Source organism: Janthinobacterium sp. SUN176, assembly GCF_030587335.1.
Lineage (GTDB): Bacteria > Pseudomonadota > Gammaproteobacteria > Burkholderiales > Burkholderiaceae_D > Janthinobacterium > Janthinobacterium kumbetense.
The window spans coordinates 2,022,393-2,046,490 of record NZ_JAPWIA010000001.1; the positions used below are offsets into that span (position 1 = coordinate 2,022,393).

Sequence of the window (24,098 nt, forward strand, 5' to 3'; positions counted from 1 at the left end):
GACTTTATCTGAAGGAATGCTCTTTTTCCGCACTTTTAGATAACAAGACATTACCAAAGACACCCTACACCATTGATAGAAATGAAATAAATTCGCTTGATCGCACAGTGAAGTGTTTATGGTTACACTTTATAAGCTACTCCGCAATAGAAAAAGCTCTTTAACAAAAAAAGACCTATAAAGTTTAGCGACACCGCAGAGCTTTATTTAATGCCAGTAGCGCGGTCGACTGGCCCGATACTGCGTCACCTCGATATTGTCCCCAAACGCCATCGCCACCGCCCCTTCGACATCCGTGCGCAAGCGGGTAATGCCCATGTCGCCATAGCGCGCATACACCTGCGCCTTCGGATGTTTATAGCGGTTGCGGTGCCCCACCTGGAAAATGGCCAGGGCCGGATGCACGGCGCTCAAAAACGCCGGCGTGGAAGACGTGCCGCTGCCGTGGTGCGGCGCCAGCAGCACGTCGGCCGCCAGTTCGCCCTCCATCGAGCGCGCCAGCAATTGCGCTTCCTGCGCCGCTTCGATGTCGCCGGCCAGCAAGATCGAGTGCTTGCCTGCCGTGATTTTCACGGTGCAGCTGCGGGCGTTCGGCGTCAAGCTGATGTCCATGTGGCTGGCGGCCAGCGGGTGCAACATGGCGAAATGCACGCCTTCCCAGGTCCAGCTTTGGCCCGCCACGCAATGCAGATGCGGGAGCCGGGCTTGGCGCCGGGCCTCGATGGCCGGGTGGCCGTCGAACAGCGACGAAGCCAGCCAGCCGACTTGCACGTTTTCCAGCAAGGATACGGCGCCGCCCGCGTGATCGAGGTCGCTGTGGGAAATGATCACGCCGTCGAGCCTGGCGATGCCGCGCGCGCGCAGGTAAGGCACGATGACCCTGCTGGCGCCATCGGAATCGAGGCCGTAGGCAGGGCCCGTGTCATACAGCAGCCGGTGGCCGTGCGTTTCCACCAGCACGGCCATGCCTTGCCCCACGTCAAAGGCAGTCACCCATAGCTGGCCCGGCGGCGGGCTGGACGGCAAAGCTGTCAGCAGGGGCAGCCAGCCCAGCATGCCTGCCCAGCGGTGCGGCCATCCCCGTGGCGCCAGCAGCCATGCCGTGCCGAACAATGCCCAGCAAAAACTCCACATTGGCGGCGCGGGCGCCGTCCACACGGCAAAGCGGCGCGCACCCAGCCAGTCCAGCACCTGTGCCAGCATCTGCACGATGGCGTGCGCCAGCAGCAACAGTCCATCGGACAGGGGCGCCGGCAGCAGGCTACCCGCCAGCGACAGGGGCGTGACGACCAGGCTGATGACGGGAATGGCCAGCGCATTGGCGACGGGAGACACCAGCGACACCTGCGAGAACAGCAGCATCGTCAACGGTACCAGCCCCACCGTCACGACATACTGCGTGTGGGCGCCCAGCGCCACGGCCGCGCGCAGGCGGCGCCAGCGTCCCGCCTGCTGCGGCAAGGGCACCGTGGTGCGGCCTGCCGTCGCGTACAGCATGGTGGCGACGGCGCCGAACGACAGCCAGAAACCAGGCCACAGCACGGCCCACGGGTCGAGCAGCACGACGACGCCCAGCGCCAGGCACAGCACGTGGCCTATGCTGGTGATGCGCCCCAGCCACAGGGCCAGCGCCACCACCAGCAACATATACAAGGTGCGTTGCGCGGGCACGCCGAAGCCAGCGAGCAGCACATACAAGAACGCTGCCAGCGCGCCGGCCAGCGCCGCCACCTTTTGCGCCGGCAGCCGCAGGGGCAGTTGCCAGTCGGTAAAAAACGAGCGCCGCCACAGCGTGCCCGCGCCCAGGGCGAACAGTCCCGCGATCATCGTGATGTGCAAACCCGAGATGGAGATCAAGTGGCTCACGCCCGTGCGGTTGAATACTTGCCAGTCCGACTGGGGGATGGCGCGCTGGTCGCCCACCACCAGCGCCACGATCACGCCCGCATACTGCCTATCTTCCAGGCTGCGCAGTATGCGCGCGCGCAAGGCCGCGCGGCTCGCTTCCACCACGTTGCCGAAGCCGGGCACGAAGGCAGCCAGGCGCACGTTCGGCGTATCGGCGCGCGGCTGCGGCCGCACATAGCCCGTTGCGCGCACGCCCTGCTCCAGCAGCCACGCCTCGTAGTCGAAGCCCATGGGATTCGCATTGCCATGCGGACGCTGCAGCCGCACGGTGAGGCGCCAGCGCTCGCCCGGCTGCACGTCGCCCACCTCGTTCGTCACCTCATCGCGAAAACCTGCGTACCAGGACAAGGCGATCAAGGGAGGAACCTGCGCGCCAACCGCCTTTTCCACGACAAAGTTAAAACGTACGCCCTGCTCGAAGCGGTACGGCAGGCTGGCAACGGTGCCCGTGACGATGACGTCCTGCCCTTCATCGGCCAGCGCCAGCTGCGGCGCCATGGCGGCCTGGGCCAGCCAGGCCGCCCAATAAAAGCCCAGTCCTACGCCAGCGGCGAGCGCAACAGCAGAACGCCAACGCGCGTGACGGCGCAGCGCCACACTCGCTGCCCACCCTGCGCCCGCGATCCCCCACAGCAGCACATCCGCATGCGGCGGCAAGCTTGCCTGCGTCTGCAACCAGGCGGCGCCAGCGGCAAAGCCGAGTATCAGGGTGCGCATGGGAACTCGACGCGAAAGGGATTCAGCTACTGTGCCCCTTTCCCACTATTTGCCATCTGATCTGGCGCAATGGTGGCGTGGATAAACGCGGCCCTGCACGCCATCCAGCGCCACCGCTGGCGACACTTTCCGCATGCTAAGATGGCCATCCGGCGTTAAGGCGCCATGACTTTGCGAACCTTGCATGACACCACTGACAGCGGCCGAAACCTATTTGCAGGACTTTCATCAAAGGCAAGTGGGCGTCACCAGCGCCGCGTTTGCCCATCTGCCGGCCAGTTCCCGCACCGGCGGCTGGGCCTCGTCCTACGACGTGCTGACCAGCCTGATACCAACCGCGGACATGCCATTGAGCGTGCTCGACCTGGCCTGCGGCGATGGCCATCTGCTGGGTTTGCTGGCAGCCAGGCGGCAGCCCCGGCTACAATTGCTCGGCGCCGACATGAGCGAAGCGGAACTGGCTGCCGCGCGCGCAGCCCTGCCCGCTTCCGTGCGGCTGCTGCTGGGACGCGCCCAGGCGCTGGACCTGCCATCGGCCAGCGTCGATTATCTCGTCTCGCACATGGCGCTGATGCTGATGGACGACATCGAACAAGTCGTGCGCGAAATGCGCCGCGTGCTGCGCCCCGCTGGCCAATTCGCGGCCATCGTCGGCCGGACATTCTTGCTGGGCGAAGTCAACGACGTTTTCATGCGCGTGTTCAAGCCGATCGCCAGCGACGCGCTGCCGCCGCTGCGCTTCGGCGACCGGCGCACGGGATCGGAAGCGGGCTGGCGCGAACTGCTCGATACCGGTTTCGCAGACGTCGCGTTTGACGATATCGACGTGCCATGGACGCCCACGCCGGGCGAATTGTGGACCGCCCTGCTGGACACCTACGATATCGACCGCCTGGACGACGGCGCCAGGCGGCGCCTGCGCAGCGCGCTCATGGAGGCCATGGCGCCGCTGCAAGACGGCGATGGCAAGATCGCCACCGGCTGGGGCCTGCGCCTGGTACGCGCGCGTGCCGCCTGAACTGCCATCGACGCCATGGCTTGCTGGTGTCGATGGCAACAGGCTACGCTGGCGGGCTGCGCTCTCCTGTCAATTGCAGCCTTGCTGGCAGGCGGACCGCTCGGCGCCGCACTCGGCTTGAGACGTACCGCTGGCAATGCAAGCCCGCCATTCGGCGGCGCAGGCGCTATAGCAGCTGGCAAAGGCTGGCGTCGCAGTCACGGCTAAACCGAGACCGGTCGCAAAAAGAAACGCAGCGAGCTTTTTATTCATGGTGTTCTCCTCAAGTCGGATGGCTGATGAATCCCTGCGCGCGCCATCCTCCGACGCAGGGCCACATACACAGGTATGTCCTGGTTCATCGCTAGCTGGCTGTGCGTCAGCGCGAAGTGGAAATCCTAGAGACAGGCGCGCCCTTTCGCGTAATAAGGACAGGTCTGCGTGCCATACACAACAGCCTTGGTGGCGGTGCCGGCAAAATACGCGCTGCGATTCCTTTCGCCATACGCACGCTGCAGCCGTTCATATAAATTCGGCACGCCCCAGCCGATAGCAAGACCGCCAGCGAGAATAATGCCGCATATCGCCGTCGATTTCAGATGTTTTTGAAAACATGCCAAAATTTCCTCGAAAAATCTGAGGCCATGATCAGCTCACCATTATTAATTGTCAAGATAATTCAATTCATTCCACCCCGCTGCACAATTGCTCATGCAATCAACATTGCAGGCGCGGTTCGCTCACTGTGCGCCAGGTTGAATTTCAAATCTGCAGTCTCGGTGGCCGCCATCGGCGCGCCGGCTGCCGCTGGCGCCATTGGAACAACGCGGCGTTTATTCATTGCCGATGCACGCAAGCGAATATGTGCAAGCCTGCCCCGCAAAAAAAACAATCTGCACACCATGTAAATATCGTCGCCATGCGCTGATAGAAACAGACTCTCTGTCACCATCAATGTTAAGATAATTTAGATTCCACAATTAAATTAAAAAAATTAAACATTATTAATAAAAATATATTTGATAATTTTTCAGCCGGATATAAGCGCAACAGGCAAAAACCGGCAAGCGCAAACCGTCAGATATCGCCTGCCCATTTCGCATCCAGGCAACCTGATTCGCGATACCGTGGAAGCGCTGTTTTCCACGCTTGCCGGAAGCTTATCCAGCCCAGGTATCACCGCTTTCAAGATCAGCGCTGCTGCAGCGGCCGCACCGCGCGCCGGACAAAATCTTTACCCTGCGCACGGTATAATCGGCCTCGCTTACTTCAACACCCAGGCACGACATGACTTCCTCCGCATTTCCTCCCGATACTTCCACCGACATTTCCGACAGCAGCGAAGACAATAACGACGCCACCCTGGTCGCGGAACTGGGGGAACTGGCCGAGCATATCCGCCTCGTCAAGATGGAAGGCCGCGTCTTCGTGCGCTTTTCCGGCGTCGTCAAGGCGGGCCACCTGGTGGTGCCGTATGCGCTGGTACCAAGCCAGGGCGTGCTGGCGCGGCCGGCCAAGTGGCGCAAGATGGACCGCGAGACCAAGCTGGCCCTGGTGCGCGAACGGGCCAGCGCGGCCGTCTTTGAAGAGCTGCGCCAGCACGTGATCGATTTCGTCGCCGATATCGCGGGCTTGAGCGAGGACGTGGACACGGACCCGATGGTCTTCCTGCACACGCTGGCCGACATGCAGACGTCGGAGCCGGCCGGCATGGTGTTCGACCGCATCCGCCAGCGCTTCAATCACGCCATCGAGCGCCAGCAGGAAGAACAGCACGCGGCGCGCACGCGCCAGAGCATCAACCTGGCCGAATATCCCGCCTCGTTCGAGATGGCGCGCCGCCTGCCGCGCCGCTTCATCGCCCTGCTGGGCCCCACGAATTCCGGCAAGACGCACCGCGCCATGGAAGCGCTGGTGAAGGCAAAGAGCGGCATCTATCTGGCGCCATTGCGCCTGCTGGCGCTGGAAAACTACGAACGCCTGCAGGAAGCCGCGCCGCACGGCAAGCCGCTGGCCGTGAGCCTGATCACGGGCGAGGAGCGCAGAGTCGTCGACGGCGCCACGCACGTGGCCAGCACGGTGGAAATGCTGGACACGAAAACCGTCGTGGAAGTGGCCGTCATCGATGAAATCCAGATGCTGGCCGACCCGGACCGGGGCGCCGCATGGACGGCGGCCGTCTGCGGCGCGCCCGCCCACACCGTCTACCTGGTAGGGGCGCCCGAAGCGCGGCGCGCCATCGAAGCGCTGGCCGAGCGCCTGGACTGCCCGCTGGAAGTGCATGTACTCAAACGCATGGCGCCCCTGTCGATGGAGCCGACGGCCGTGCGCAAGGTGCGCAACCTGCGCCGCGGCGACGCCGTCATCGCCTTTTCGCGCCGCGAAGTGCTGATGTGGCGCGACATGATCACGGAAACGGGGCTGTCGGTGGCCACTGTCTACGGCAACCTGTCGCCGGAAGTGCGGCGCGCGCAGGCGCAGCGCTTCCGCGACGGCACGGCCGATATCGTCGTCGGCACGGACGCGCTGGCGATGGGCCTGAACATGCCGATCGCGCGCATCGTCATGACCACCTGCGTCAAATACAATGGCCGCGAGGAGGAAGAGATTTCGGCCGCGCTGGCGCGCCAGATTGCCGGACGCGCTGGCCGCTACGGCGTGCATGAAGAGGGACTCGTGGCCGGCTACGACAACGAGACGCATGAAGTGATGCGCGCCCTGCTGAAGGAAAAACTGCATCCGCTGAACACCAGCGGCTTTGCCGTGGCGCCGTCGCTGGAACACCTGCACCGCATTTCGTCGGTGACGGGCGAGCTGTCGCTGTCGAAACTGCTGCGCCGCTTCATCCACAATATCGACGTGCCGGACGGCTTTTTCTTCCCCCGCATCACGGAAGACCAGAAAGAGCGCGCCATCTGGCTCGACACCCTGCCCCTGTCCGTGGCCGACAAGTTCACCCTGTCGCTGGTGCCGATATCGAGCAAGGTGCCATCCCTGCAAACGGCGTGGGAACACTGGGCGAAGAATCTGTCGCAGGGCAAGACGTCTACCTTGCGCCAGCACGCGTACGGCGGCGGCACGCAGAATCTGCAGCAGGTGGAAGACACGTGCCGCTACTATTCCGCGTATGCGTGGCTCAGCTACCGCCTGCCCGAATTCTTCCCCGATATCGCCGTGGCGCAAAACCTGTCGCGCGATGCGTCCGAGCGGGTCGATTCCATCCTGCGCGCGCACAATGCGGCTTCGCGCGGACGCTCAAAGAAGTTCAAACAAGCGTAAAAAGCATGCGTCAACGGAGTGGCCAGAACCAGACCTCGCCACACTCCCAGTAGCATTCGGTGCCGCACTCCTTGACGCCGATGGACGGCAGCAGGATATCGATATGCCCGCCCGCGCCGCCCAGGTAGCCGGGAATGCGGAAGAAGGCGACGAGGCCCTGGCGCTGGCCGATGCCGGCGATGGCGGCATTCCTGGCGAATTTTTCGGGCGCGCCGAACATCGACGGGCTGGCCAGCATGTGCGCCAGCTTGGCCTGCCCCGGTTCGATCAGCGCGCCCTTGAACGGCCCCTTGCGGATGGCCATGCGGCCCCTGACCTGGACGCCGGCCTTGATCAGGGCCAGGCTGACGCGGATGGCGCAGGTATTGGCAAAGCTGTCCTTGCCGATCAAATCTTCCCAGCCGATTTCGCCGAACAAGGCCGCCTGGTCGACGGCCGCCACGCTCGAGTAATTTTCACGCAGATTGATGAATGCGGGTTTCACGCCGGCCTCCCGTTGCCCCTGGATGATAGGGAACCTCAGGCCGATTGTAGGAGGATGCGGCAGCCCCCGCACTGAGCGAGGTCAAGCGATATGCATTACGGTTTGCCCGCCTCGTAATGCAGTTTCAACACCAGCCCATTATGGTCATCGGCCATATAGATATCGCCATCCTGCCCCTGCTTCACGTCGACGGGCGCGCCCCTGCCCTGCTTGCCCTTGCGCTCCCAGTTGCCGATCAACTCGACGGACTTGCCCAGTGGCGCGCCAGCCTTGTCGGGCAGCAGGGCCACCAGGCGGTGGCCATTGCTGCGGTAGCCGTGGTAGCCGATGATCAAGCTATTCTTGTACAACGCCGGGTAACGGCTGGCCGTGTAAAAGGTCATGCCCAGCGGCGCGGCGTGGCCGGGCAGCAGGCGCTGCGGCGCCGCATACTGGGCGTCGCAAGCCGTCTTCGGATACTCGGGACTGGCCACATTGTCGTCGTAGCAGTACGGCCAGCCATAGTGCCGGTCGGCCTTGATCAAATTGAGTTCTTCATGCGGCAGGTTTTCGTCGCTTTTCAGCTGCGGCATGGCGGCCTGGATGGCGTCGCGCGAATTTTCCGCCTGCCATAGTTCGCCCGTGGCCGGATGGAAGGCCAGCGCCATCGAATTGCGCAAGCCGCGCGCATGCGTGCGCCAGCTCGTCACCGTGCCAGCGGGCCACGCCATCGTGTATTCGCGGATGGCGCCCAGCGCTTCCGGGCCTTCCGCCGAGGGGCAAGCCTTGGCCGGATCGGGCGCCTTGCCATCGTTCTCGCAATGGTCGGTGCTCGACCCCACGTTCACATACAGGTCGCCCTTGGGGCTGAAACGCATGTTCGTCAGCAGGTGCAAACCGAGGCCCGGCAGGCGCGGCGTCTTGGCCGTGCCGCCGATCACGTCGGTGATGGCGCGGGCCGAATCGCGCAAGTCGAAGCGGAAGATGCGCCCCACCTCGCCCACGTAGACCATGCCGTCCGGCCCCTGCACGATGCCGTTCGGGCGATCGAGCTTGTCGAGCAGCAGCTTGCGTTCGTAGCCGCCACCGGCCGCCTTGGGCTGCAACAGCCACAATTTACCCTGCTTCGGCGCCCATCCCGCCATGTCCGTGACGACGATGTCGCCATTCGTCAGCGGCAGCACGCCGCGCGGGAATTTCAGGCCGTCGGCCAGCACGGCCACGCAAAAGCCGGCCGGCGTGGTGACGTCGAGGCGCGGCATGCCGTCGCACTGGGCGGCGGTCGCCGCCTGGGCGGGCGCCAACACGGTGGACATACAGGCTGCCAGGGCGCCCGCAAGCATTTTCTTGTTCATGGTCTCACTCCATCAGGGGTAATCGGGGCATCACGGCGCGCGCGTTGGCGCTGGTGGCAAGCGCCACTTGCGCGATATCAAGGCCGCGCAGCTCGGCCAGCACGGCGCCGATGCGCGGCAATTCTTCGGGGCTGTTGCGGCCAGGGTGGATCCAGCTGGGGGAAATGTCGGGCGCGTCCGTCTCCAGCACGATGGCTTCCAAAGGCAGGTCGGCGGCCATGCGGCGTATCTGCAGCGCGCGCGTAAACGTCATGGCGCCGCCAAACCCCAGCTTGAAACCCAGGTCGATATAGCCCTGCGCCTGCTGGAAGCTGCCGTTGAAGGCATGGGCGATGCCGCCGTTCGGGCGGATCTGGCGCGCGTGCTTGAGGACAATATCCTGCGAGCGGCGCACGTGAGTCAGCACGGGCAGGTCGAAGTCGCGGGCAATCTTCAGCTGCTCGCGCAGGAAATGCTCCTGTTTGACTCTCATGGCCGGTTCGCACAGCATGGGAATGAAGAAATCGAGGCCGATTTCGCCGATGGCGACGAAATTCGGGTCGGCCATGGCGGCTTGCACGGCCTCGCGCAGGGCGATCAAATCGTCGTCCGTGGCGTGCGGCACGTAGATCGGGTGTATACCAAGGGCATAGCAGGCGTTGGGCGCCGTTGCCGCCAGATCGCGCACGATGCTGAAATTGGTCCGTTCGACGGCGGGAATGACGATCATGCCCACGCCCTGCTGCTGCGCGCGCGCCGCCACCTGCAGCGATTCGCTGCCGAATTCATGCGCGTCGAGGTGGCAGTGCGTGTCGATCCACATGGCGAATTCCTAGTATTGGTACGGCTGCAGCCCTTCGTCCGTCAGGCGCAGCACGCGGTCGCAGCGTTTGGCCAGCTCGATATCGTGCGTGACGATGACGAAGGCCGTGCCCAGGGTGCGCGACAATTCCAGCATCAGGTCGAAAATCTGTTCGGCCGTGGCGTGATCGAGGTTGCCCGTCGGTTCATCGGCCAGCACGCAGGCCGGCTGCGTGACGAGGGCGCGGGCCAGGGCCACGCGCTGGCGCTCGCCTCCCGACAATTCGCCCGGCGTGTGCGTGACGCGCTTGGCCAGGTTCACGCGCGTGAGGATCTGCTGCGCCAGCTCGGTGGCGGGCGCGCGTTTCATGCGCCGTATCATCAGCGGCATGGCGACGTTGTCCAGCGCGGAAAACTCGGGCAGCAGGTGGTGGAACTGGTAGACGAAGCCCAGCGAGGCGTTGCGCAAGTCGCCGCGCGCCTTTTCGCTGAGGGTGGCGAAATCCTTGCCCAGCAGGGTCACCTTGCCGCTGGTGGGCGTATCGAGCCCGCCCAGCAGGTGCAGCAGGGTCGACTTGCCGGAGCCGGACGCACCGACGATGGCGACGCGCTCGCCGCGGTGGACGTCGATGTCGATGCCGGCCAGGACCTGCACCTTGTAGCTGCCCTGCGTGAAAGTCTTGCCCAGGCCGCGGCAGCTGAGGACGGCGGAATCGGCGGAAGCGCCGTTGGAGGCAGGTTTGTTCAGATCGGTCATGGTCATAGTCAGTGGTTTATTCATAGCGCAGGGCTTCCGCAGGTTTCACGCGGGCGGCCCACCAGCTTGGGTACAGGGTCGCCAGGAAGGCGAGGATCACGGCCAGCACGCCGATCTTGGTGACGTCAGGCCAGCGCAGGTCGGACGGCACGGTGCTGATGAAATAGATGTCCTTGGAGAGGAACTGCACGCCCAGCAGGTGCTCGATGAAGGGCACGATGACGTCGATGTTCATGGCGACCAGCACGCCGCCGCCCACGCCCAGGATGGTGCCCAGGATGCCCACCAGCGCGCCCTGGATCATGAAAATCTTCATGATGGAACGGGGCGATGCGCCCAGGGTGCGCAAAATCGCGATATCGGCCTGCTTGTCCGTCACCGTCATCACCAGGGTCGAGACCAGGTTGAAGGCGGCCACCGCGATGATCAGGGTCAGGATGATGAACATCATGCGCTTTTCCGTCTGCACGGCGGCGAACCAGTTGGCGTTCAGCTTGGACCAGTCGCGCAGCCACAGGTCGCCCGGCATGGATTTTTTCAGCTCCGCCGCCACTTGCGGCGCCTGGTTCATGTCGGCCAGGCGCAAACGCAGGCCGGACGGGCCGTCCAGGCGCAGCAGGCGCTGGCCGTCTTCGATATTGATGAAGGCCAAACCCGCGTCGAATTCATTGTGACCCGCCTGGAAGATGCCGCTGACGGTAAAGCTGCGCATGCGCGGCAGCACGCCGGCCGGCGTGACCTGGCCCTGCGCCAGCATCAGCGTGACTTTTTCGCCCAGGTTGACGCGCAGGGCGCGCGCCAGCTCGATGCCCAGCACGATATTGAAGGTGCCCGGCTGCAGGGCCTTGAAGCTGCCCATGCGCGTCTGGCCGGCCACGTCGGAGACGTTCGGCTCTTCCTCGGGCAGCACGCCGCGCACGATGGCCGGGCGCAGCGCATCGTCGCGCAGCAGCATGCCTTGCGTTTCCACAAACGGCGCGGCGCCCTTGACGGCCGGATTCTTGAACGCCTGCGCCGCTTCGGCGCGCCAGTCGGGCATGCTGCCGCTGTTGTCGAACACTTCCACGTGGGCCAGCACGGACAGCATGCGGTCCGTCACTTCCTTCTGGAAGCCGTTCATCACGGACAGCACGACGATCAGCGCCGCCACGCCCAGGCCGATGCCGGCCATGGAAATGAGCGAGATGAAGGAGATAAAACTGTTACGGCCACTGCGCTTGCCGGCCCGCGTGTAGCGCAGGCCAACCAGCCATTCGAAGGGCAAATTCTTGAAAATACTCATTGTTCAGGCGGTCTTTATCGTTTCTTGGAGTGTTATTCGTAGCGCAGCGCCTCGGCCGGTTTGACGCGCGCGGCGCGCCAGCTCGGGTAGATGGTCGCCACCAGCGCCAGGCCAAAGGCGATCAGGCCGATCTGCGCCACGTCCAGCCAGTGCACGTCCGACGGCACGGCGCTGATCTGGTAGATTTCCTTCGAGATGAAGTGCAGGCCGAAGATGCCTTCGATGAAGGGCACGATGACGCCCACGTTCAGCGCCAGCACGACGCCGCCGATCACGCCCAGCGCACTCCCCAGCAAGCCAACCAGCGCGCCCTGGATCATGAATATCTTCATGATCGAGAACGGCGAGGCGCCCAGGGTGCGCAAAATGGCGATGTCGGCCTGCTTGTCGGTGACCGACATGACCAGGGTCGAGACGAGGTTGAACGCGGCCACGGCGATGATCATGCTGAGGATGATGAACATCATGTTCTTCTGGCTTTGCACCAGCGCATACCAGCTGGCACTGGCGCGCGACCAGTCGCGCATCCACAGCTGGCCCGGCATCGACGCTTTCAATTCGCGCGCCACCTGCGGCGCCTGGTTCATGTCGTGCAGGCGCAAACGCAGGCCGGACGGGCCGTCGAGCTGCAGCAGCTGCTGCGCATCCTGCATGTTCACAAACGCCAGGCTGCCATCGAGTTCATTGTGGCCTGCCTCGAAGATGCCGGCGACTTTGAGCGCGCGCATGCGCGGCATGACGATGCCTGTGGCCGGGTCGCCCGCCTTCGGCTCGCGTTCCAGCATCAGGGTGACGTTCTGCCCCACCTGCACGCCCAGCGCCTTGGCCAGGTCGATGCCCAGCACGATGTTGTACGAGCCGGGCGTGAGGTCCTTGAAACTGCCCTGCTTCATCTGGGAAGCCACGCTGGAGACGGTGGCTTCCTGCTGCGGCAGCACGCCGCGCACGACGGACGGGCGCATGGTTTCGTCGTTGAGCAGCATGCCCTGGGTTTCCACGAACGGCGACACGGCTTTCACTTGCGGGTTGGCGTAGGCGGCGCGCTCCTGCGCCTGCCAATTCGGCATCGAGCCGCTGGTATCGAACACCTCGACGTGGGCCAGCACCGACATCAGCCGGTCGGTGACTTCCTTCTGGAAGCCGTTCATGACGGAGAGGACGACGATCAGGGCGGCCACGCCCAGGCCGATGCCGGCCACGGAAATGAGGGAGATGAAGGAAATGAAGCTGTTGCGGCCGCTGCGCTTCCCGGCACGCGTATAGCGCACGCCAACCTGCCACTCAAAAGGAAATTGTTTGATGATGCTCATGCGCTCCCGCGACAACGTAATATGCGAGCGCGCAGTGTGCCACACAAATGACACTCATGCGTGAAACACATCACCGTGGCGCGACTTTTCCCGCGCCCGCCGTCAAGGGAAAAAGCGCGGGAACTACTCCCCCACCGCCACAATCGCCTACAATCTCGGGATGAATCAACTTACCCTCGTCCTGCCCTTCGCCTTGCCCAATGCCGAACTGGCTGCCGACCTGCTCAAGGTCTTGCAGGCACCCGCCCTGGCGGCCCTGCTGTCGCGCACCTCCACTTGCAATTTGGAAACTTTTGATAGCGCCAACCGCCTGCTGCCGCACGAAGCGTGGCTGGCGCATGCCTTGACCCTGTCGTCCGCGCCCAACGGCGAGGCGGCGCAGGCGGCCTTTGCGGCCCAGGCCATGCGCGGCTACGGCCTGGCGCCGGAACCGGGCGCGCGCTATTTCCTGCTGCAACCGGCCCACCTGGCCATCGCCCGCAGCCATATCAGCCTGGAAGACTTGCGCCAGCTCAAGCTGAGCGAGGCCGATGGCCGCACGCTGTTCGAGACGGCGCGTCCGTATTTCGACGAAATCGGCCAGCCCCTGGCGTATGGCGACGCGGGCACCTGGTTCATGCGCGCCGACGGCTGGAGCGACTTGCAGTGCGCCACGCCGGACGCCGCCACCACGCAAGACCTGTCCGTTTGGATGCCGGAAGGCGAGCATGCGCGCGCCGCGCGCCGCCTGCAGAATGAAGTGCAGATGCTGTGGCATGAACATCCCGTCAACGCGGCACGCGAAGCGCGGGGCTTGAAAGCCATCAATTCCTTCTGGATCTGGGGCGGCAGCCTGGCTGCATCTGCACCTGCGCGCTGCGCGGCCAGCCTGCATACGAAGAACGCGCCCGGCTGGCTGGCCGCGCTGGCGGAACCGGCGCAGCGCGACGCCAGTCCAAGCAGTGTGCTGGCGGACCAGAGCGACGCCATCGTCGTGCTGGGCGGATTGACCGAAGCGGCGCAGGCGCAGGAATGGGGCATGTGGCTGCAGCAGTTGCAAGCGCTGGAGGCGAACTGGTTCGCGCCCCTGCTGGCGGCCCTCAAGGATGGCCGCCTGGGCCAGTTGCGCCTGGTGCTGAGCCACCGCGACGCCTGGCTGGACTGCACCACCAGCAAGCATGCGCAGCGCAAATTCTGGCGCGCGATTACCCTGAACAAGTTGAAAGCATCATGACCCGTACCCGCATCGCCACCCGTCCCTGCCCTTACCGCGAATCCGAATTGCTGCGCCAGGGCGGCATCCACCCCGTGCTGGCCCGCTTGTACGCGTCGCGCGGCCTGTCCGACGCGAAAGAGCTCTCGATCGAGCCGAAGGACTTGATACCGCCGTCCGGCTTGCTGCACATCGGCGCGGCCGGCGTCTTCCTGGCCGACGCCATTGCCGCCAAGAAACGCATGGTCATCGTGGCCGACTACGATTGCGACGGCGCCACCGCCTGCGCCGTCGCCATCCGCGGCTTGCGCGCCATGGGCGCCGACGTCGACTTCATCGTGCCCAACCGTTTTGAATACGGTTACGGCCTGACGCCGGAAATCGTCGAGCTCACCGCGCGCGAAAAGTCGCCCGACATCATCATCACCGTCGACAACGGCATCGCCAGCATCGACGGCGTCGCCGAGGCCAACCGGCGCGGCATCCAGGTGGTTGTCACCGACCACCATTTGCCGGCCGACACCCTGCCCGACGCGGCCGTCATCGTCAACCCGAACCAGCCCGCCTGCGGCTTCCCTAGTAAACACCTGGCGGGCGTGGGCGTCGTGTTCTACGTCTTGCTGGCCTTGCGCGCCGAGCTGCGCCGGCGCGGCATCTTCGATGCGCAAACGCAACCCAAGCTCGACAACCTGCTCGACCTGGTGGCGCTGGGCACGGTGGCCGACGTGGTGCGTCTCGATACGAACAACCGCATCCTCGTCGCGCAAGGTCTCAAGCGCATGCGCAAGGGCAATATGCACGCGGGCGTGGCCGCCCTGTTCCGCGTGGCGGGCCGCGAAGCGCGCAGCGCCACGCCGTTCGACCTGGGTTTTGCCCTGGGACCGCGCCTGAATGCGGCCGGCCGCCTGCAGGACATGTCCCTGGGCATCGAATGCCTGGTCACGGACGACGAAGGCCGCGCCTGGGCGCTGGCCCAGCAACTCAACGACATCAACCTGAAGCGCCGCGAAATCGAGGCGGAAATGCAGGATACGGCCCTGCTGCACCTCGATGCTTTCGAACCGGCCAACAGCAGCACCATCAGCGTCTTCGATGAATCCTGGCACCAGGGCGTGATCGGCATCGTCGCTTCGCGCCTGAAGGAAAAGTTTTATCGTCCGACCATCACGTTCGCACCGGGCGCGGACGGCTGGATCAAAGGTTCCGGACGCTCGATCCCCGGCTTTCACTTGCGCGACGCGCTCGACCTCGTGTCGAAACGGGCGCCCAGCCTGATCGACAAGTTCGGCGGCCACGCCATGGCGGCCGGCTTGACCATCCGCGCCGACGCCTTCGACGCCTTTTCCCAGGCCTTCGAAGCCGTAGGCCAGGCCTGGCTCAGCCAGCAACAGCTGGAACGGGTGGTGGAAACGGACGGCCCGCTGGAAGACGCGTATTACACGACGGCCTTCATCGAGCTGATGGATGAGCAAGTGTGGGGCCAGGGCTTCGCCCCGCCCGTCTTTTGCGACGAATTCCGCGTCGTCAGCCAGCGCATATTAAAAGAGCGCCATTTGAAACTGTTGCTGGAAAAGAACGGCGTGCGCTTCGACGCCATCTGGTTCGGCCACACGGACGCCCTGGGCGAGCGCACGCGGGTCGCCTTCCGGCTCGATGCGAATGAATACAATGGCACGACCAAAGTACAACTCATGGTGGAGCACGCCGAGCCTGCGTAGTGACACCTGACACCACCTACTGCGCGTCGGCATAGGTCGCCTGCGATGCTCACCGTACTGGAAGTACGGTTGCGCTTCTTGGCCACAAGGGGGCGCCGAGCCTCACTGCCGCTCGCTACGGTTTGGTCAGGTGCCGTGAGGTTTGTGGCCTTGTTGCTGTATCTCAAACTTCTGTGGAACAAAGTGATATCAAATCATGGCGATAGCCGACACAGGCCTCCCCCACCTGAAAGCTATCCAGCCCCATGTTGACCGGCCTGAACCACCTCACCCTGTCCGTGCGCGACCTGGCGCGCAGCGTGGCCTTTTACCGCGACACCTTGGGCCTGCGCCTGCATGCGCGCTGGGACAGGGGCGCGTATCTGTCGGCCGGGGATTTGTGGCTGTGCCTGTCGCTGGATGGACAGGGCACGGCCGCGCTGGCCAGCCCCGCCTATACGCACTATGCGTTTTCCATTGCCCCGGAAGACTTCACCGCCTTTGCCGCCCGCCTGCGCGCCGCCGGCGTGCCCGAATGGCAGCAAAACCGCAGCGCCGGCGATTCCCTGTATTTTCTCGACCCGGACGGCCACCGGCTGGAAGCCCATGCTGGCAGCCTGGCGCAGCGGCTGGCGGCCTGCCGCGCAGCGCCGTATCCGGGCATGGTGTTCGAGGATTGAGACCGGAAAGATCGCATATTCAGCAAATTCGTTAGATTCATTAGAAAACGAAAAATGCAAGCGCCGTTGCCGTGAAAAAACACTGTCACGCCTCGGTATACCCTTGATAACCTTGCTTTTAAGACTTAATCAGCCTGACAAGATTCCATCCATCAATAGGCAAATTTGCCACATTTTATTGCATAAATAAAAATATTGATTGAAAATAGTTAACACTTATTTGGCAAATTCGCTAAAATCGATGACGCATCAGGAAATTCCCAATGATGCATGATCAGTTTTGAGGGCAAACCCGTCGAAAGGCGGGGACGCAAAGCCACCGGCCTACCGCGCGCAAGCGCCACGGCAGCGGGGCTGCCAATGCAGGGCCGGGACCGCCAGCGCGCGGCGCCAGCCTGGAAGCATTGTCGAGATGTGGCCCTCGCCCAACTCGGAGAGTTTCGCCATGAAAAAAATCATTCCCCCGCATCACCGTCACGGGCGCCTGCTGCTGGGCGCCACAGCCGCCCTCCTGCTGGCCGCCTGCGGCCCCGGCCAGGAGACCTCGACACCGCCTGCCGCCATCGCCACGGCCGCGACACAGTTCACCGTCGAGGTGCCCGTCGTCCCCGCCGCCGTCGGCGCGCTGGTGGTGCAACCGATGTTTCATGCGGCCCCGGCCCTGCTCGATGCGCCTGACGGGCGCGACAGCGCCAACAGCAGCGGCTCGGCCCACTGGCGGCCGCACTTGCAAAACGTGCCCGGCGCCATGCGGGAAATGACCACGCGCCGCCTGACGGCGCAAAGAATCGCCGCCTCGGAACAGGCGGCACAGGATATCGCCCCCTTGCTGGACGGCGGCGCGGGCAACATCGCCGCGCCCATGGCCGGCAGCAGCGTGGTGGCGACCTATTCTCCCGCGCAAATCCGCGCCGCCTACGACTTGCCCGCCCTGCCGGCGGCCGGCACGGCGCTGACGCCAGCCCAGGCCGCACAGCTGGGCGCGGGACAGACGATCTACATCGTCGACGCCATGCACAACCCGAACGCGGCGGCCGAACTGGCCATCTTCAACCAGAAATTCGGCTTGCCCGGCTGCACCACCAAGGCTATCGCCACGAATGCCACCCTGCCCCTGCCGCCCGCCCCGGCCAGCGGCTGTGAATTTTCTGTTGTCTACAACACGCCATCGAGCACCATGACGGCCACGGCGCCCGCCTATAACTCGGGCTGGGCCATGGAAATTGCGCTCGACGTGCAGTGGGCGCATGCCACGGCGCCGCTGGCGCGCATCGTGCTGATCGAGGCGCCCGACGCTTCCATCAACAGCCTGCTGGGCGCCGTGCGCCTGGCCAACCAGATGGGGCCTGGCGTCGTGTCGATGAGCTTTGGCGCCGCCGAAGGCAACTGGACAGCATCCGTCGACAGCGCCTTCACGGGCAAGAACATGAGCTACCTGGCCGCCACGGGCGATTCGGGCAGCGGCGTGTCCTGGCCGTCCGTGTCGTCCAACGTGCTGGCCGTGGGCGGCACCACGCTCAGCTACAGCGGCAGCGGCGTGCGCAGCGAAACGGCCTGGTCCGGTACGGGCGGCGGCATCAGCGCCTATACGGCACTGCCCGCCTACCAGACGGCCAGCGTGCCCGGCCTGACCAACTTGCTGCGCCGCAACGTGGCCGACGTGGCCTTCAATGCCGACCCCGCCACGGGCCAGTACACGGCAGTGATGACGCCAGGCAGCAGCACCGCCAGCTGGCTCAGCATTGGCGGCACCAGCCTGTCCACGCCGCAATGGGCCGGCCTGGTCGCCATCGCCAACGCCAGCCGCGCGCTGCAGGCGAAGGCGGCGCTCGGCTTGCCGCACAACATCTTGTACGGCCAGATCGCCAGCGTGCCCGGCACCTTTGCCAGCAGCTTTGCCGACATCACGCGCGGCAGCAACGGCACCTGCAGCGTGTGCACGGCCAGGGTCGGCTATGACCCGCTGGGCGGCCTGGGCACGCCGAACGTGAAAAGCCTGCTGGCCGGCCTGTCGGGCACGCAGATTGCACCGACCGCGCCCGTGGTGGCGCCGGCCAGCATCAGCGGCGCGGCCGGCAAGCCGCTGTCGTTCACCGTCTCGGCCACCGCTGCCAATCCCCTCAGCTACAGCATGCTGGGCGCGCCGGCCGGCATGAGCATTGCCGCCACGGGCGTGGTCAGCTGGGCCGCCCCCGTCGCGGGCACGTATGCCGTGACCATGGTGGCCAAGGATACCGTCAACGGCCTCAGTGGCCAGGGCGTGTACGCCATCGTCATTACCCCCGTCGCGCCGCCCGTCGTCGGCGCCGGCGCCATCACGGGCAAGGTTGGCACGGCCCTGGCGTTCAATGTCAGCGTCTCCGCCCCCAATCCCGTCAGCTACACGCTCGCCGGCGCACCGGCCGGCATGACCATCAGCAGCGCCGGACTGGTGAGCTGGGCCGCGCCCGTGGCCGGCACCTATGCCGTCACCGTGACAGCCACGGACAGCAAGACTGGCCTGAGCGGCAAGGGTATATATACGGTGGCCATCGCCGCCCCGCTGCCCCCCGTCGTCACGGTAGCCAGCGTGAGCGGCAAGCCGGGCGTGGCCCTGTCGTTCACCGCCACGACGGTGGCGCCCAACCCCGTCACGTACAGCCTGTCAGGCGCGCCGTCCGGCATGGCCGTCAGCGCCGCCGGCGTCGTCAGCTGGGCCAGCCCCGTGCTGGGCAGCTACAGCGTGACCGTCATCGCCAAAGATGGCAAGACGGGCTTGACGGGCCAGGCCGTGGCCACGGTGAAAATCGCCGCCGCCGGCCCCACGATCAGCGCCGCCGCCATGACGGGCGTGGCCGGCAAGGCCATGAGCGGCAGCATCGTGCTGACGGCGCCGGGCGCGAACGCCCTGTGGATCTCCATCCTCGGCGCGCCGCTGGGCATGCAGTTTTCCATGAGCGGCATGACCATCACGGCCACCTGGCCGCAACCGGTGGCCGGCAGCTATGCGCTGAAGGTCGTGGCGCTGGACAGTAACGGCTTGACGGCGCAGCTCACCGTGCCCGTCACCGTCACGGCCAGATAAGCGAACGCGGCCCGCCAACGGGGCGCTCCGGGACTCCCGTCCTGGCGCGCCCCGTTTTGCATGCGCGCGGCCGTTGCAACGAATCCAGAAAAGGAGTATAAATAGTCCATATACAGAGTTTTAATGAAGGATATGCCATGAATCTCGCCTACGCCTACCCCAAGAGCCGCTTCGAGCCGGCCGTGCTCGTCGACCTGAATGCCAAAGCCGAGCGCGAGCGATTGTCGCAGGCGGCCTTGAAAGGATTTTTCAAGCTGGCCGCCGCCTGGAAGCTGCGCGACGACGATGCGCGCGAATTGCTGGGCGGCCTGTCCAGCAGCGCCTGGTACGAGTGGAAGAAGCACCCGGACCGCGTGCTGGAAGTGGACCGCATCACGCGCATTTCCTATTTGCTGGGCATCTACAAGGCCTTGCACATCCTGTACGGCGACAAGCTGGCCGACGAATGGGTGAGTTTGCCCAACAAGAATCCCATCTTCGGCGGCCGCACGCCCCTGTCGCAGATGCTGGCCGGCGGCTTGCTGGCCATGCAGACGGTGCGCAAGCTGCTCGACGCGCGCCGCGGAGGGCTGTGATCGTGCCTGCCGCCCCGAATGAGCACCTGCCGCCGCTGGCCGCCTTGCGCCAGATCGACACTTGCCGCCTGATCCCCTCGCGCTTCGCCGACATGGAAGACTCCGTGCTGGCGCCCCTGGCCGAGAACGACGATCACCTGCGGGAGCTGTTCGAGCTCGACAACGCGACCAACGCGCGCCTGGTGGCCGAGTACGGCGGCGCGCCAGGAATTGGCGTGGACGAGCTGGTTTTTGGCGTGCCGCACTTCCGCATCATCAACGCCGCCTACACGTATGCCCGCCCGGAAGGGGCGCGTTTCAACGATGGCGAACGGGGCGCCTGGTATTGCGCCTTCGACATGAAAACGGCGCTGGCCGAGATCATTTTCCATAAAACCGTGGAATACCAGGAAATCGACTATTTCGACGACAGCGTCAACTACCAGTCGCTGCTGGCCGATTTTTCCGCCAGTTTCCACGACTTGCGCGGCCAGCAGCGCTACCAGGCTTGCCTGGACCCGGCCAGCTACATCGCCTCGCAAGACCTGGCCGCCATCCTGCTCGAAGCCGGCTCCATGGGCGTGATCTTCCCCAGCGTGCGTCACGCCAGCGGCACCAACCTGGCCTGCTTCCGCCCTGCCCTGGTCGGCAATGTTCGCAAAGGCGCCGCCTATCGGTTAACATGGCGGGGTACGCCGACGCCGCAGGTGGAAGCCTTGCCAGGCAAATAAACCGCGCGCACCGGCACCCGACTCACCGCAACCTGATATTTCGCATGCAAACCAATCCTGAAAAAGACACCGAACTGCGCCTCAAAGTGAACAGCGAAACGGCCCGCCTGGCCTGGAGCGAGCTGGAAAAGCATTTCGCCCAGGGCAACGTCGTCTGGGTCGCCAATGAACTGGACCTGGTCGAAGTGGCCGTGCGCATCTCGCACGACGACAAGGCCACCATCACGCAATGGATGGTCGATGGCAAGGTCGCCAAGGTGTCGGACCAGCAGGCGCTGGACTGGCAGGCAGCCGATGCCGCGCTGTGGGCCGTCGTCGTCAGCCCGTTCATTCTGGTGCAGCAGGAAAAGCCCACCAAACACTGATGCCTACAGGCTGCGCTCGAGCATCAGGCGCAGCGCAACGCTGCCATCGAGGGTCGTCACGCTGTCGCTGCGGCCTGCATCATCGACCCAGGATTGCCCTTGCACCTGCTGCTGGTGCAGCAGGTTGGCCGCCGACAGGCGCACGCGCGTTTTCGCGTCCGGCTGCCACAGCGCATACGCGTCGAGGGTGCGCCGCACGCCCGCATGGCTGCTGGCGTGCGCATCGAGCCGCGCCAGGCCGCCCGTCTGCACGTTCAGATTGCCGCCCATGCTCATCGCCGGCGAGCGCCGGTAATCGAGTCCCAGGTTGAGCGTGGCCGGCACCTGGCTGGCCAGGCGGTTGCCGGGACCCGGCACGGCGGCGACCCTGGACCAGTTGCGCCCCGCATTGGCGCGCACGTCGACGTCGGGCGCCTGCGCCCACCAGGTCCGCAGGGGAAATTTCACATCCAGCTCGATGCCGCGCACCGTGGTCGCGCCATTGTTGAACGGGCTGGCCGTCCAGATGCCGTCGTGCAGGAACAGGCGCTGCACGGTGACGTCGCTGATGCGCCGCGTGAATGCCGACAGGCTGGCCACGCCGCTCTTGCCAAAATAGCTTTCATACGCCGCGTCCAGCCCCCACGCCAGTTCCGGGCGCAGCGCGGGATTGCCCTGGAAATCGGGATTGTTGGCGCTGTTGCCATTGTTGACGGTATAGCGGCGCGGCACCAGGTTGCGCGTGGTAGGCGCCTTGTAGGTGCGCGCCAGCGCCAGCCGCAGCTGGTCGCGCTCCTGCTGCGGCAACTTCCACAACAGCTGCGCCACGGGACTCCAGACGCTGGCCCGCGTGCGCACTTCGCTCAAGGTGCGGCCCTCGGTCGCCGTCTGCAAGCCTTCCCAGCGCACGCCCGCATACATTTGCAGGCGCGGCGTCACGTCCCATTCATCCTGCGCATACAGGGCCAGGCGCCGCACGTCGGCCGCGTAGTCTTCATCGAGCGCATACGGCGCGCCGCCGGCAAGGTACGTGTCGCGCTGGCGGCGCGACTCGCTGCGGCGTATCAGGCTGCCATCCCAGCCCAGGCTCAGGGCGTGGCCGCCACCGAGCCGGCCCAGGTACTTGCCGCTGCTGTTGACGCTATCGTCGATGGCGTCGGAAACCACGCCGCGCAGCAGCAGGGGTGCGCCGGCGGCCGTCTCGCCATGGAAAAGGTAATCCGTGTCGCGCCGGTTGTGGTTGACGCCCAGCCTGGCCGTCAGCTTGCCCGCCGTCCCCAGCGAGTGCGCCCAGCTCACATCGCTGCGCGCTGAAAACACGCTGGCTTGCGAGGTGGCGCCATTGCGCGGGTAACTGGAGGCCGCCCCCAGCAAGGTCGTTTCGCGCGCCACGCCGTCAAACCCCGTGCGGTACCAGTCCAGCAGGCTTTGCCAGGTGATGGTGTCGCCCTTGTCCAGGGTCCAGTGCAGGCGCGGCGTCAGGCTGGCCTTGTTGACAGACGAAGCATTGCGCGTGCGCGTTGTGCGCTGCGCCAGCAGCGTGCCGGTGGCATCTGCGCTTGTTTCAGTCGTCCTTCCCGCCACGTCGTCGGCCGTGCGCTCCAGAGCACCCGTTAGCGCATAGGCGAAACCGGGCAGCTTGTCCGCCACGCGCAGCGACGCGGCAGGCTGCCAGCGGCCATCCTGCCGGCCCGCGCCCAGCTTCCCTTCGCGCTCGGCGCCGCTGGCGCCCTTGCGCAAGATCACGTTGATGCTGCCGGCGACGGCCCGCATGCTGTATTCGGCCGTCGCGCTGCGCAAAATCTCGATGCGCTCGATCATCTCGGGTGCTATCGATTCGATGGAAAAACCCGGTGGCGCGGGGTCGCCGTTGATCAGCATCTGCGTGTAGCCGGCCCCCAGGCCCCGCATGCGCACCTCGCCGCCGACGATGGAGACGCCGGGCTGGCGTTTCAACGTCGCGGCCAGGCTGCTGTCCCCATATTGGGCCAGGTCGTCGCGGCTGACGATGATCTTCGCGGCCGTGTCGTCGCGCCGCTGCTGTACGCCGCTGGCGGCGGTAATTTCAACCTTTTGCAGCGGCGCATCGTCGGCGCAGGCCGCGGCGGGCAAGAGCAGGAAAAAAAGCGGGGATAAAAGCGGAGGGAAAAGCGGGGAAAACGGGCTGGCGCTGCGCATGATGCCTTTTTCTACACTGCGGATTGGGAAGCGCAGTGTAGAGGATTTGACAATGCGCAGCAAGCGCATTGTCCAGCCATGTTCAATGCCCGCCGCCCAGGTAAGCCGCGATCACCTTCGGATCATTTTTCAGGCTTTCCGCCGGCCCGTGCACGGAAATGCTGCCGTTTTCCAGCACGTAGCCGTAATCGGCCACGTTCAGGGCGGCGGCGGCGAATTGCTCGACCAGCAGCATGGTCACGCCTTCCGCCTTCAAGCGCGTGATGATGCGGAAGACTTCTTCCACCAGAATCGGCGCCAGGCCCATCGACGGCTCGTCCAGCAGGATCACTTCCGGGTTCAGCATCACGGCGCGGGCCATGGCCAGCATTTGCTGCTCGCCGCCCGACAAGGTGCCGGCCAGCTGGTCGCGCCGCTCCTTCAGGCGGGGGAACAGTTCCAGCGCCTTGTCCAGGTCGCCCTTGATGTCGCCTTTCGGGCGCGCCCGCGTAAAGCGGGGGAAGGCGCCCAGCAGCAGGTTGTCCGTCACCGACATCGAGGCGAACACCCTCCTGCCTTCCGGCGAATGGGCCAGTCCCGCGCGCGCGATGCGGTGCGAATCGAGCCCCGTGACATCCTTGCCGCCCAGGGTGACAGTGCCGGATTTCGGTTTGAGCATGCCGGAAATGGCGCGCATGGTGGTGGTCTTGCCGGCCCCGTTCGAACCGATCAGGGTCACCAGCTTGCCCTTCGGGACGTCGAGCGAAATGCCGTGCAAGACTTCGACTTTGCCGTAGGCGGCGTGCAGATTATTAATGGTCAGCATGGTCT

Annotated in this window: 20 protein-coding genes and 1 riboswitch; of the genes, 10 read left to right on the top strand and 10 right to left on the bottom strand. The window is 64.9% G+C overall.

The annotated features are described in order from the left end of the window. Positions 1-207 precede the first annotated feature (207 nt). Complete coding sequence (locus tag O3299_RS09185) at positions 208-2,625, bottom strand: DNA internalization-related competence protein ComEC/Rec2 (RefSeq protein ID WP_305062123.1); 2,418 nt, start codon at positions 2,623-2,625, stop codon at positions 208-210. Between the two features lie 184 nt (positions 2,626-2,809). Here O3299_RS09185 and O3299_RS09190 point away from each other — a divergent pair, with 184 nt between their 5' ends. Next, on the top strand, positions 2,810-3,643 hold the full coding sequence (locus tag O3299_RS09190) for a class I SAM-dependent methyltransferase (protein WP_305062124.1): 834 nt from the start codon (positions 2,810-2,812) through the stop codon (positions 3,641-3,643). 69 nt (positions 3,644-3,712) lie between these two features. On the opposite strand, the gene O3299_RS09195 is transcribed toward O3299_RS09190, so the two are convergent. Next, a complete protein-coding gene (locus O3299_RS09195) occupies positions 3,713-3,895 on the bottom strand; it encodes a hypothetical protein (RefSeq protein ID WP_143451532.1) in 183 nt (60 codons plus the stop codon). Between the two features lie 326 nt (positions 3,896-4,221). Between O3299_RS09195 and O3299_RS09200 the strand changes: the two genes are divergently transcribed. Both O3299_RS09200 and O3299_RS09205 read left to right on the top strand, forming a co-directional pair. Continuing rightward, positions 4,222-4,530, top strand: a complete 309-nt coding sequence (locus O3299_RS09200; RefSeq protein ID WP_305062125.1) for a hypothetical protein — start codon at positions 4,222-4,224, stop codon at positions 4,528-4,530. Positions 4,531-4,909: 379 nt separating this feature from the next. Further along, positions 4,910-6,901 (top strand): helicase-related protein, encoded by a 1,992-nt coding sequence (locus tag O3299_RS09205; RefSeq protein ID WP_305062126.1) that lies wholly within the window; start codon positions 4,910-4,912, stop codon positions 6,899-6,901. A gap of 10 nt (positions 6,902-6,911) precedes the next feature. Here O3299_RS09205 and O3299_RS09210 read toward each other — a convergent pair whose 3' ends face one another. The 6 genes from O3299_RS09210 to O3299_RS09235 form a co-directional block, all read right to left on the bottom strand. Further along, positions 6,912-7,385 (bottom strand): T6SS effector amidase Tae4 family protein, encoded by a 474-nt coding sequence (locus O3299_RS09210; protein WP_305052266.1) that lies wholly within the window; start codon positions 7,383-7,385, stop codon positions 6,912-6,914. Positions 7,386-7,480: 95 nt separating this feature from the next. After that, positions 7,481-8,719 (bottom strand): sorbosone dehydrogenase family protein, encoded by a 1,239-nt coding sequence (locus tag O3299_RS09215; RefSeq protein ID WP_305062127.1) that lies wholly within the window; start codon positions 8,717-8,719, stop codon positions 7,481-7,483. A 4-nt stretch (positions 8,720-8,723) separates the two neighbouring features. Beyond that, a complete protein-coding gene (locus O3299_RS09220) occupies positions 8,724-9,521 on the bottom strand; it encodes a TatD family hydrolase (protein WP_305062128.1) in 798 nt (265 codons plus the stop codon). A 9-nt stretch (positions 9,522-9,530) separates the two neighbouring features. Continuing rightward, the gene (lolD, locus tag O3299_RS09225; RefSeq protein WP_035819561.1) at positions 9,531-10,256 is read right to left on the bottom strand and encodes a lipoprotein-releasing ABC transporter ATP-binding protein LolD; all 726 of its coding nucleotides are present in this window, start codon (positions 10,254-10,256) and stop codon (positions 9,531-9,533) included. A 16-nt stretch (positions 10,257-10,272) separates the two neighbouring features. After that, positions 10,273-11,538 carry a lipoprotein-releasing ABC transporter permease subunit gene (locus O3299_RS09230; RefSeq protein WP_071076820.1) on the bottom strand — a complete coding sequence of 422 codons (1,266 nt, stop codon included), beginning with the start codon at positions 11,536-11,538 and terminating at the stop codon, positions 10,273-10,275. A 32-nt stretch (positions 11,539-11,570) separates the two neighbouring features. Next, on the bottom strand, positions 11,571-12,848 hold the full coding sequence (locus tag O3299_RS09235; RefSeq protein WP_289914375.1) for a lipoprotein-releasing ABC transporter permease subunit: 1,278 nt from the start codon (positions 12,846-12,848) through the stop codon (positions 11,571-11,573). Positions 12,849-13,008: 160 nt separating this feature from the next. On the opposite strand from O3299_RS09235, the gene O3299_RS09240 reads away from it, so the two are divergent. The 7 genes from O3299_RS09240 to O3299_RS09270 all read left to right on the top strand — a co-directional run bounded on the left by O3299_RS09240 (position 13,009) and on the right by O3299_RS09270 (position 21,131). Continuing rightward, the gene (locus tag O3299_RS09240; RefSeq protein WP_305062129.1) at positions 13,009-14,061 is read left to right on the top strand and encodes a hypothetical protein; all 1,053 of its coding nucleotides are present in this window, start codon (positions 13,009-13,011) and stop codon (positions 14,059-14,061) included. Continuing rightward, positions 14,058-15,758, top strand: coding sequence for a single-stranded-DNA-specific exonuclease RecJ (gene recJ, locus O3299_RS09245; RefSeq protein WP_099667585.1), 1,701 nt, complete (start codon positions 14,058-14,060; stop codon positions 15,756-15,758). The genes O3299_RS09240 and recJ overlap by 4 nt, the downstream gene beginning before the upstream one ends. 245 nt (positions 15,759-16,003) lie before the next feature. Further along, a complete protein-coding gene (fos, locus tag O3299_RS09250; RefSeq protein ID WP_305062130.1) occupies positions 16,004-16,417 on the top strand; it encodes a fosfomycin resistance glutathione transferase in 414 nt (137 codons plus the stop codon). A 275-nt stretch (positions 16,418-16,692) separates the two neighbouring features. After that, positions 16,693-16,779: riboswitch (cyclic di-GMP riboswitch) on the top strand. A gap of 83 nt (positions 16,780-16,862) precedes the next feature. Further along, complete coding sequence (locus tag O3299_RS09255) at positions 16,863-19,481, top strand: S53 family peptidase (protein WP_305062131.1); 2,619 nt, start codon at positions 16,863-16,865, stop codon at positions 19,479-19,481. Between the two features lie 137 nt (positions 19,482-19,618). Next, complete coding sequence (locus tag O3299_RS09260) at positions 19,619-20,056, top strand: MbcA/ParS/Xre antitoxin family protein (RefSeq protein ID WP_071076812.1); 438 nt, start codon at positions 19,619-19,621, stop codon at positions 20,054-20,056. 2 nt (positions 20,057-20,058) lie between these two features. Further along, the gene (locus tag O3299_RS09265; protein ID WP_289897582.1) at positions 20,059-20,766 is read left to right on the top strand and encodes an RES family NAD+ phosphorylase; all 708 of its coding nucleotides are present in this window, start codon (positions 20,059-20,061) and stop codon (positions 20,764-20,766) included. A gap of 44 nt (positions 20,767-20,810) precedes the next feature. Continuing rightward, positions 20,811-21,131, top strand: coding sequence for a DUF2288 domain-containing protein (locus O3299_RS09270; protein WP_251348370.1), 321 nt, complete (start codon positions 20,811-20,813; stop codon positions 21,129-21,131). A 3-nt stretch (positions 21,132-21,134) separates the two neighbouring features. On the opposite strand, the gene O3299_RS09275 is transcribed toward O3299_RS09270, so the two are convergent. Then, complete coding sequence (locus tag O3299_RS09275; protein WP_305062132.1) at positions 21,135-23,288, bottom strand: TonB-dependent siderophore receptor; 2,154 nt, start codon at positions 23,286-23,288, stop codon at positions 21,135-21,137. Positions 23,289-23,370: 82 nt separating this feature from the next. Then, complete coding sequence (locus O3299_RS09280) at positions 23,371-24,093, bottom strand: ABC transporter ATP-binding protein (protein ID WP_099667581.1); 723 nt, start codon at positions 24,091-24,093, stop codon at positions 23,371-23,373. Positions 24,094-24,098: the final 5 nt, after the last annotated feature.

Coding starts and splice junctions, on each gene's coding strand:
- O3299_RS09255 (WP_305062131.1), top strand. CDS start 16,863: ATGAAAAAAATCATTCCCCCGCATCACCGTCACGGGCGCCTGCTGCTG.
- O3299_RS09260 (WP_071076812.1), top strand. CDS start 19,619: ATGAATCTCGCCTACGCCTACCCCAAGAGCCGCTTCGAGCCGGCCGTG.
- O3299_RS09235 (WP_289914375.1), bottom strand. CDS start 12,848: ATGAGCATCATCAAACAATTTCCTTTTGAGTGGCAGGTTGGCGTGCGC.
- recJ (WP_099667585.1), top strand. CDS start 14,058: ATGACCCGTACCCGCATCGCCACCCGTCCCTGCCCTTACCGCGAATCC.
- O3299_RS09275 (WP_305062132.1), bottom strand. CDS start 23,288: ATGCGCAGCGCCAGCCCGTTTTCCCCGCTTTTCCCTCCGCTTTTATCC.
- O3299_RS09200 (WP_305062125.1), top strand. CDS start 4,222: ATGTTTTTGAAAACATGCCAAAATTTCCTCGAAAAATCTGAGGCCATG.
- lolD (WP_035819561.1), bottom strand. CDS start 10,256: ATGACCGATCTGAACAAACCTGCCTCCAACGGCGCTTCCGCCGATTCC.
- O3299_RS09230 (WP_071076820.1), bottom strand. CDS start 11,538: ATGAGTATTTTCAAGAATTTGCCCTTCGAATGGCTGGTTGGCCTGCGC.
- O3299_RS09215 (WP_305062127.1), bottom strand. CDS start 8,719: ATGAACAAGAAAATGCTTGCGGGCGCCCTGGCAGCCTGTATGTCCACC.
- O3299_RS09270 (WP_251348370.1), top strand. CDS start 20,811: ATGCAAACCAATCCTGAAAAAGACACCGAACTGCGCCTCAAAGTGAAC.
- O3299_RS09195 (WP_143451532.1), bottom strand. CDS start 3,895: ATGAATAAAAAGCTCGCTGCGTTTCTTTTTGCGACCGGTCTCGGTTTA.
- O3299_RS09280 (WP_099667581.1), bottom strand. CDS start 24,093: ATGCTGACCATTAATAATCTGCACGCCGCCTACGGCAAAGTCGAAGTC.
- O3299_RS09190 (WP_305062124.1), top strand. CDS start 2,810: ATGACACCACTGACAGCGGCCGAAACCTATTTGCAGGACTTTCATCAA.
- O3299_RS09220 (WP_305062128.1), bottom strand. CDS start 9,521: ATGTGGATCGACACGCACTGCCACCTCGACGCGCATGAATTCGGCAGC.
- O3299_RS09240 (WP_305062129.1), top strand. CDS start 13,009: ATGAATCAACTTACCCTCGTCCTGCCCTTCGCCTTGCCCAATGCCGAA.
- O3299_RS09185 (WP_305062123.1), bottom strand. CDS start 2,625: ATGCGCACCCTGATACTCGGCTTTGCCGCTGGCGCCGCCTGGTTGCAG.
- O3299_RS09205 (WP_305062126.1), top strand. CDS start 4,910: ATGACTTCCTCCGCATTTCCTCCCGATACTTCCACCGACATTTCCGAC.
- fos (WP_305062130.1), top strand. CDS start 16,004: ATGTTGACCGGCCTGAACCACCTCACCCTGTCCGTGCGCGACCTGGCG.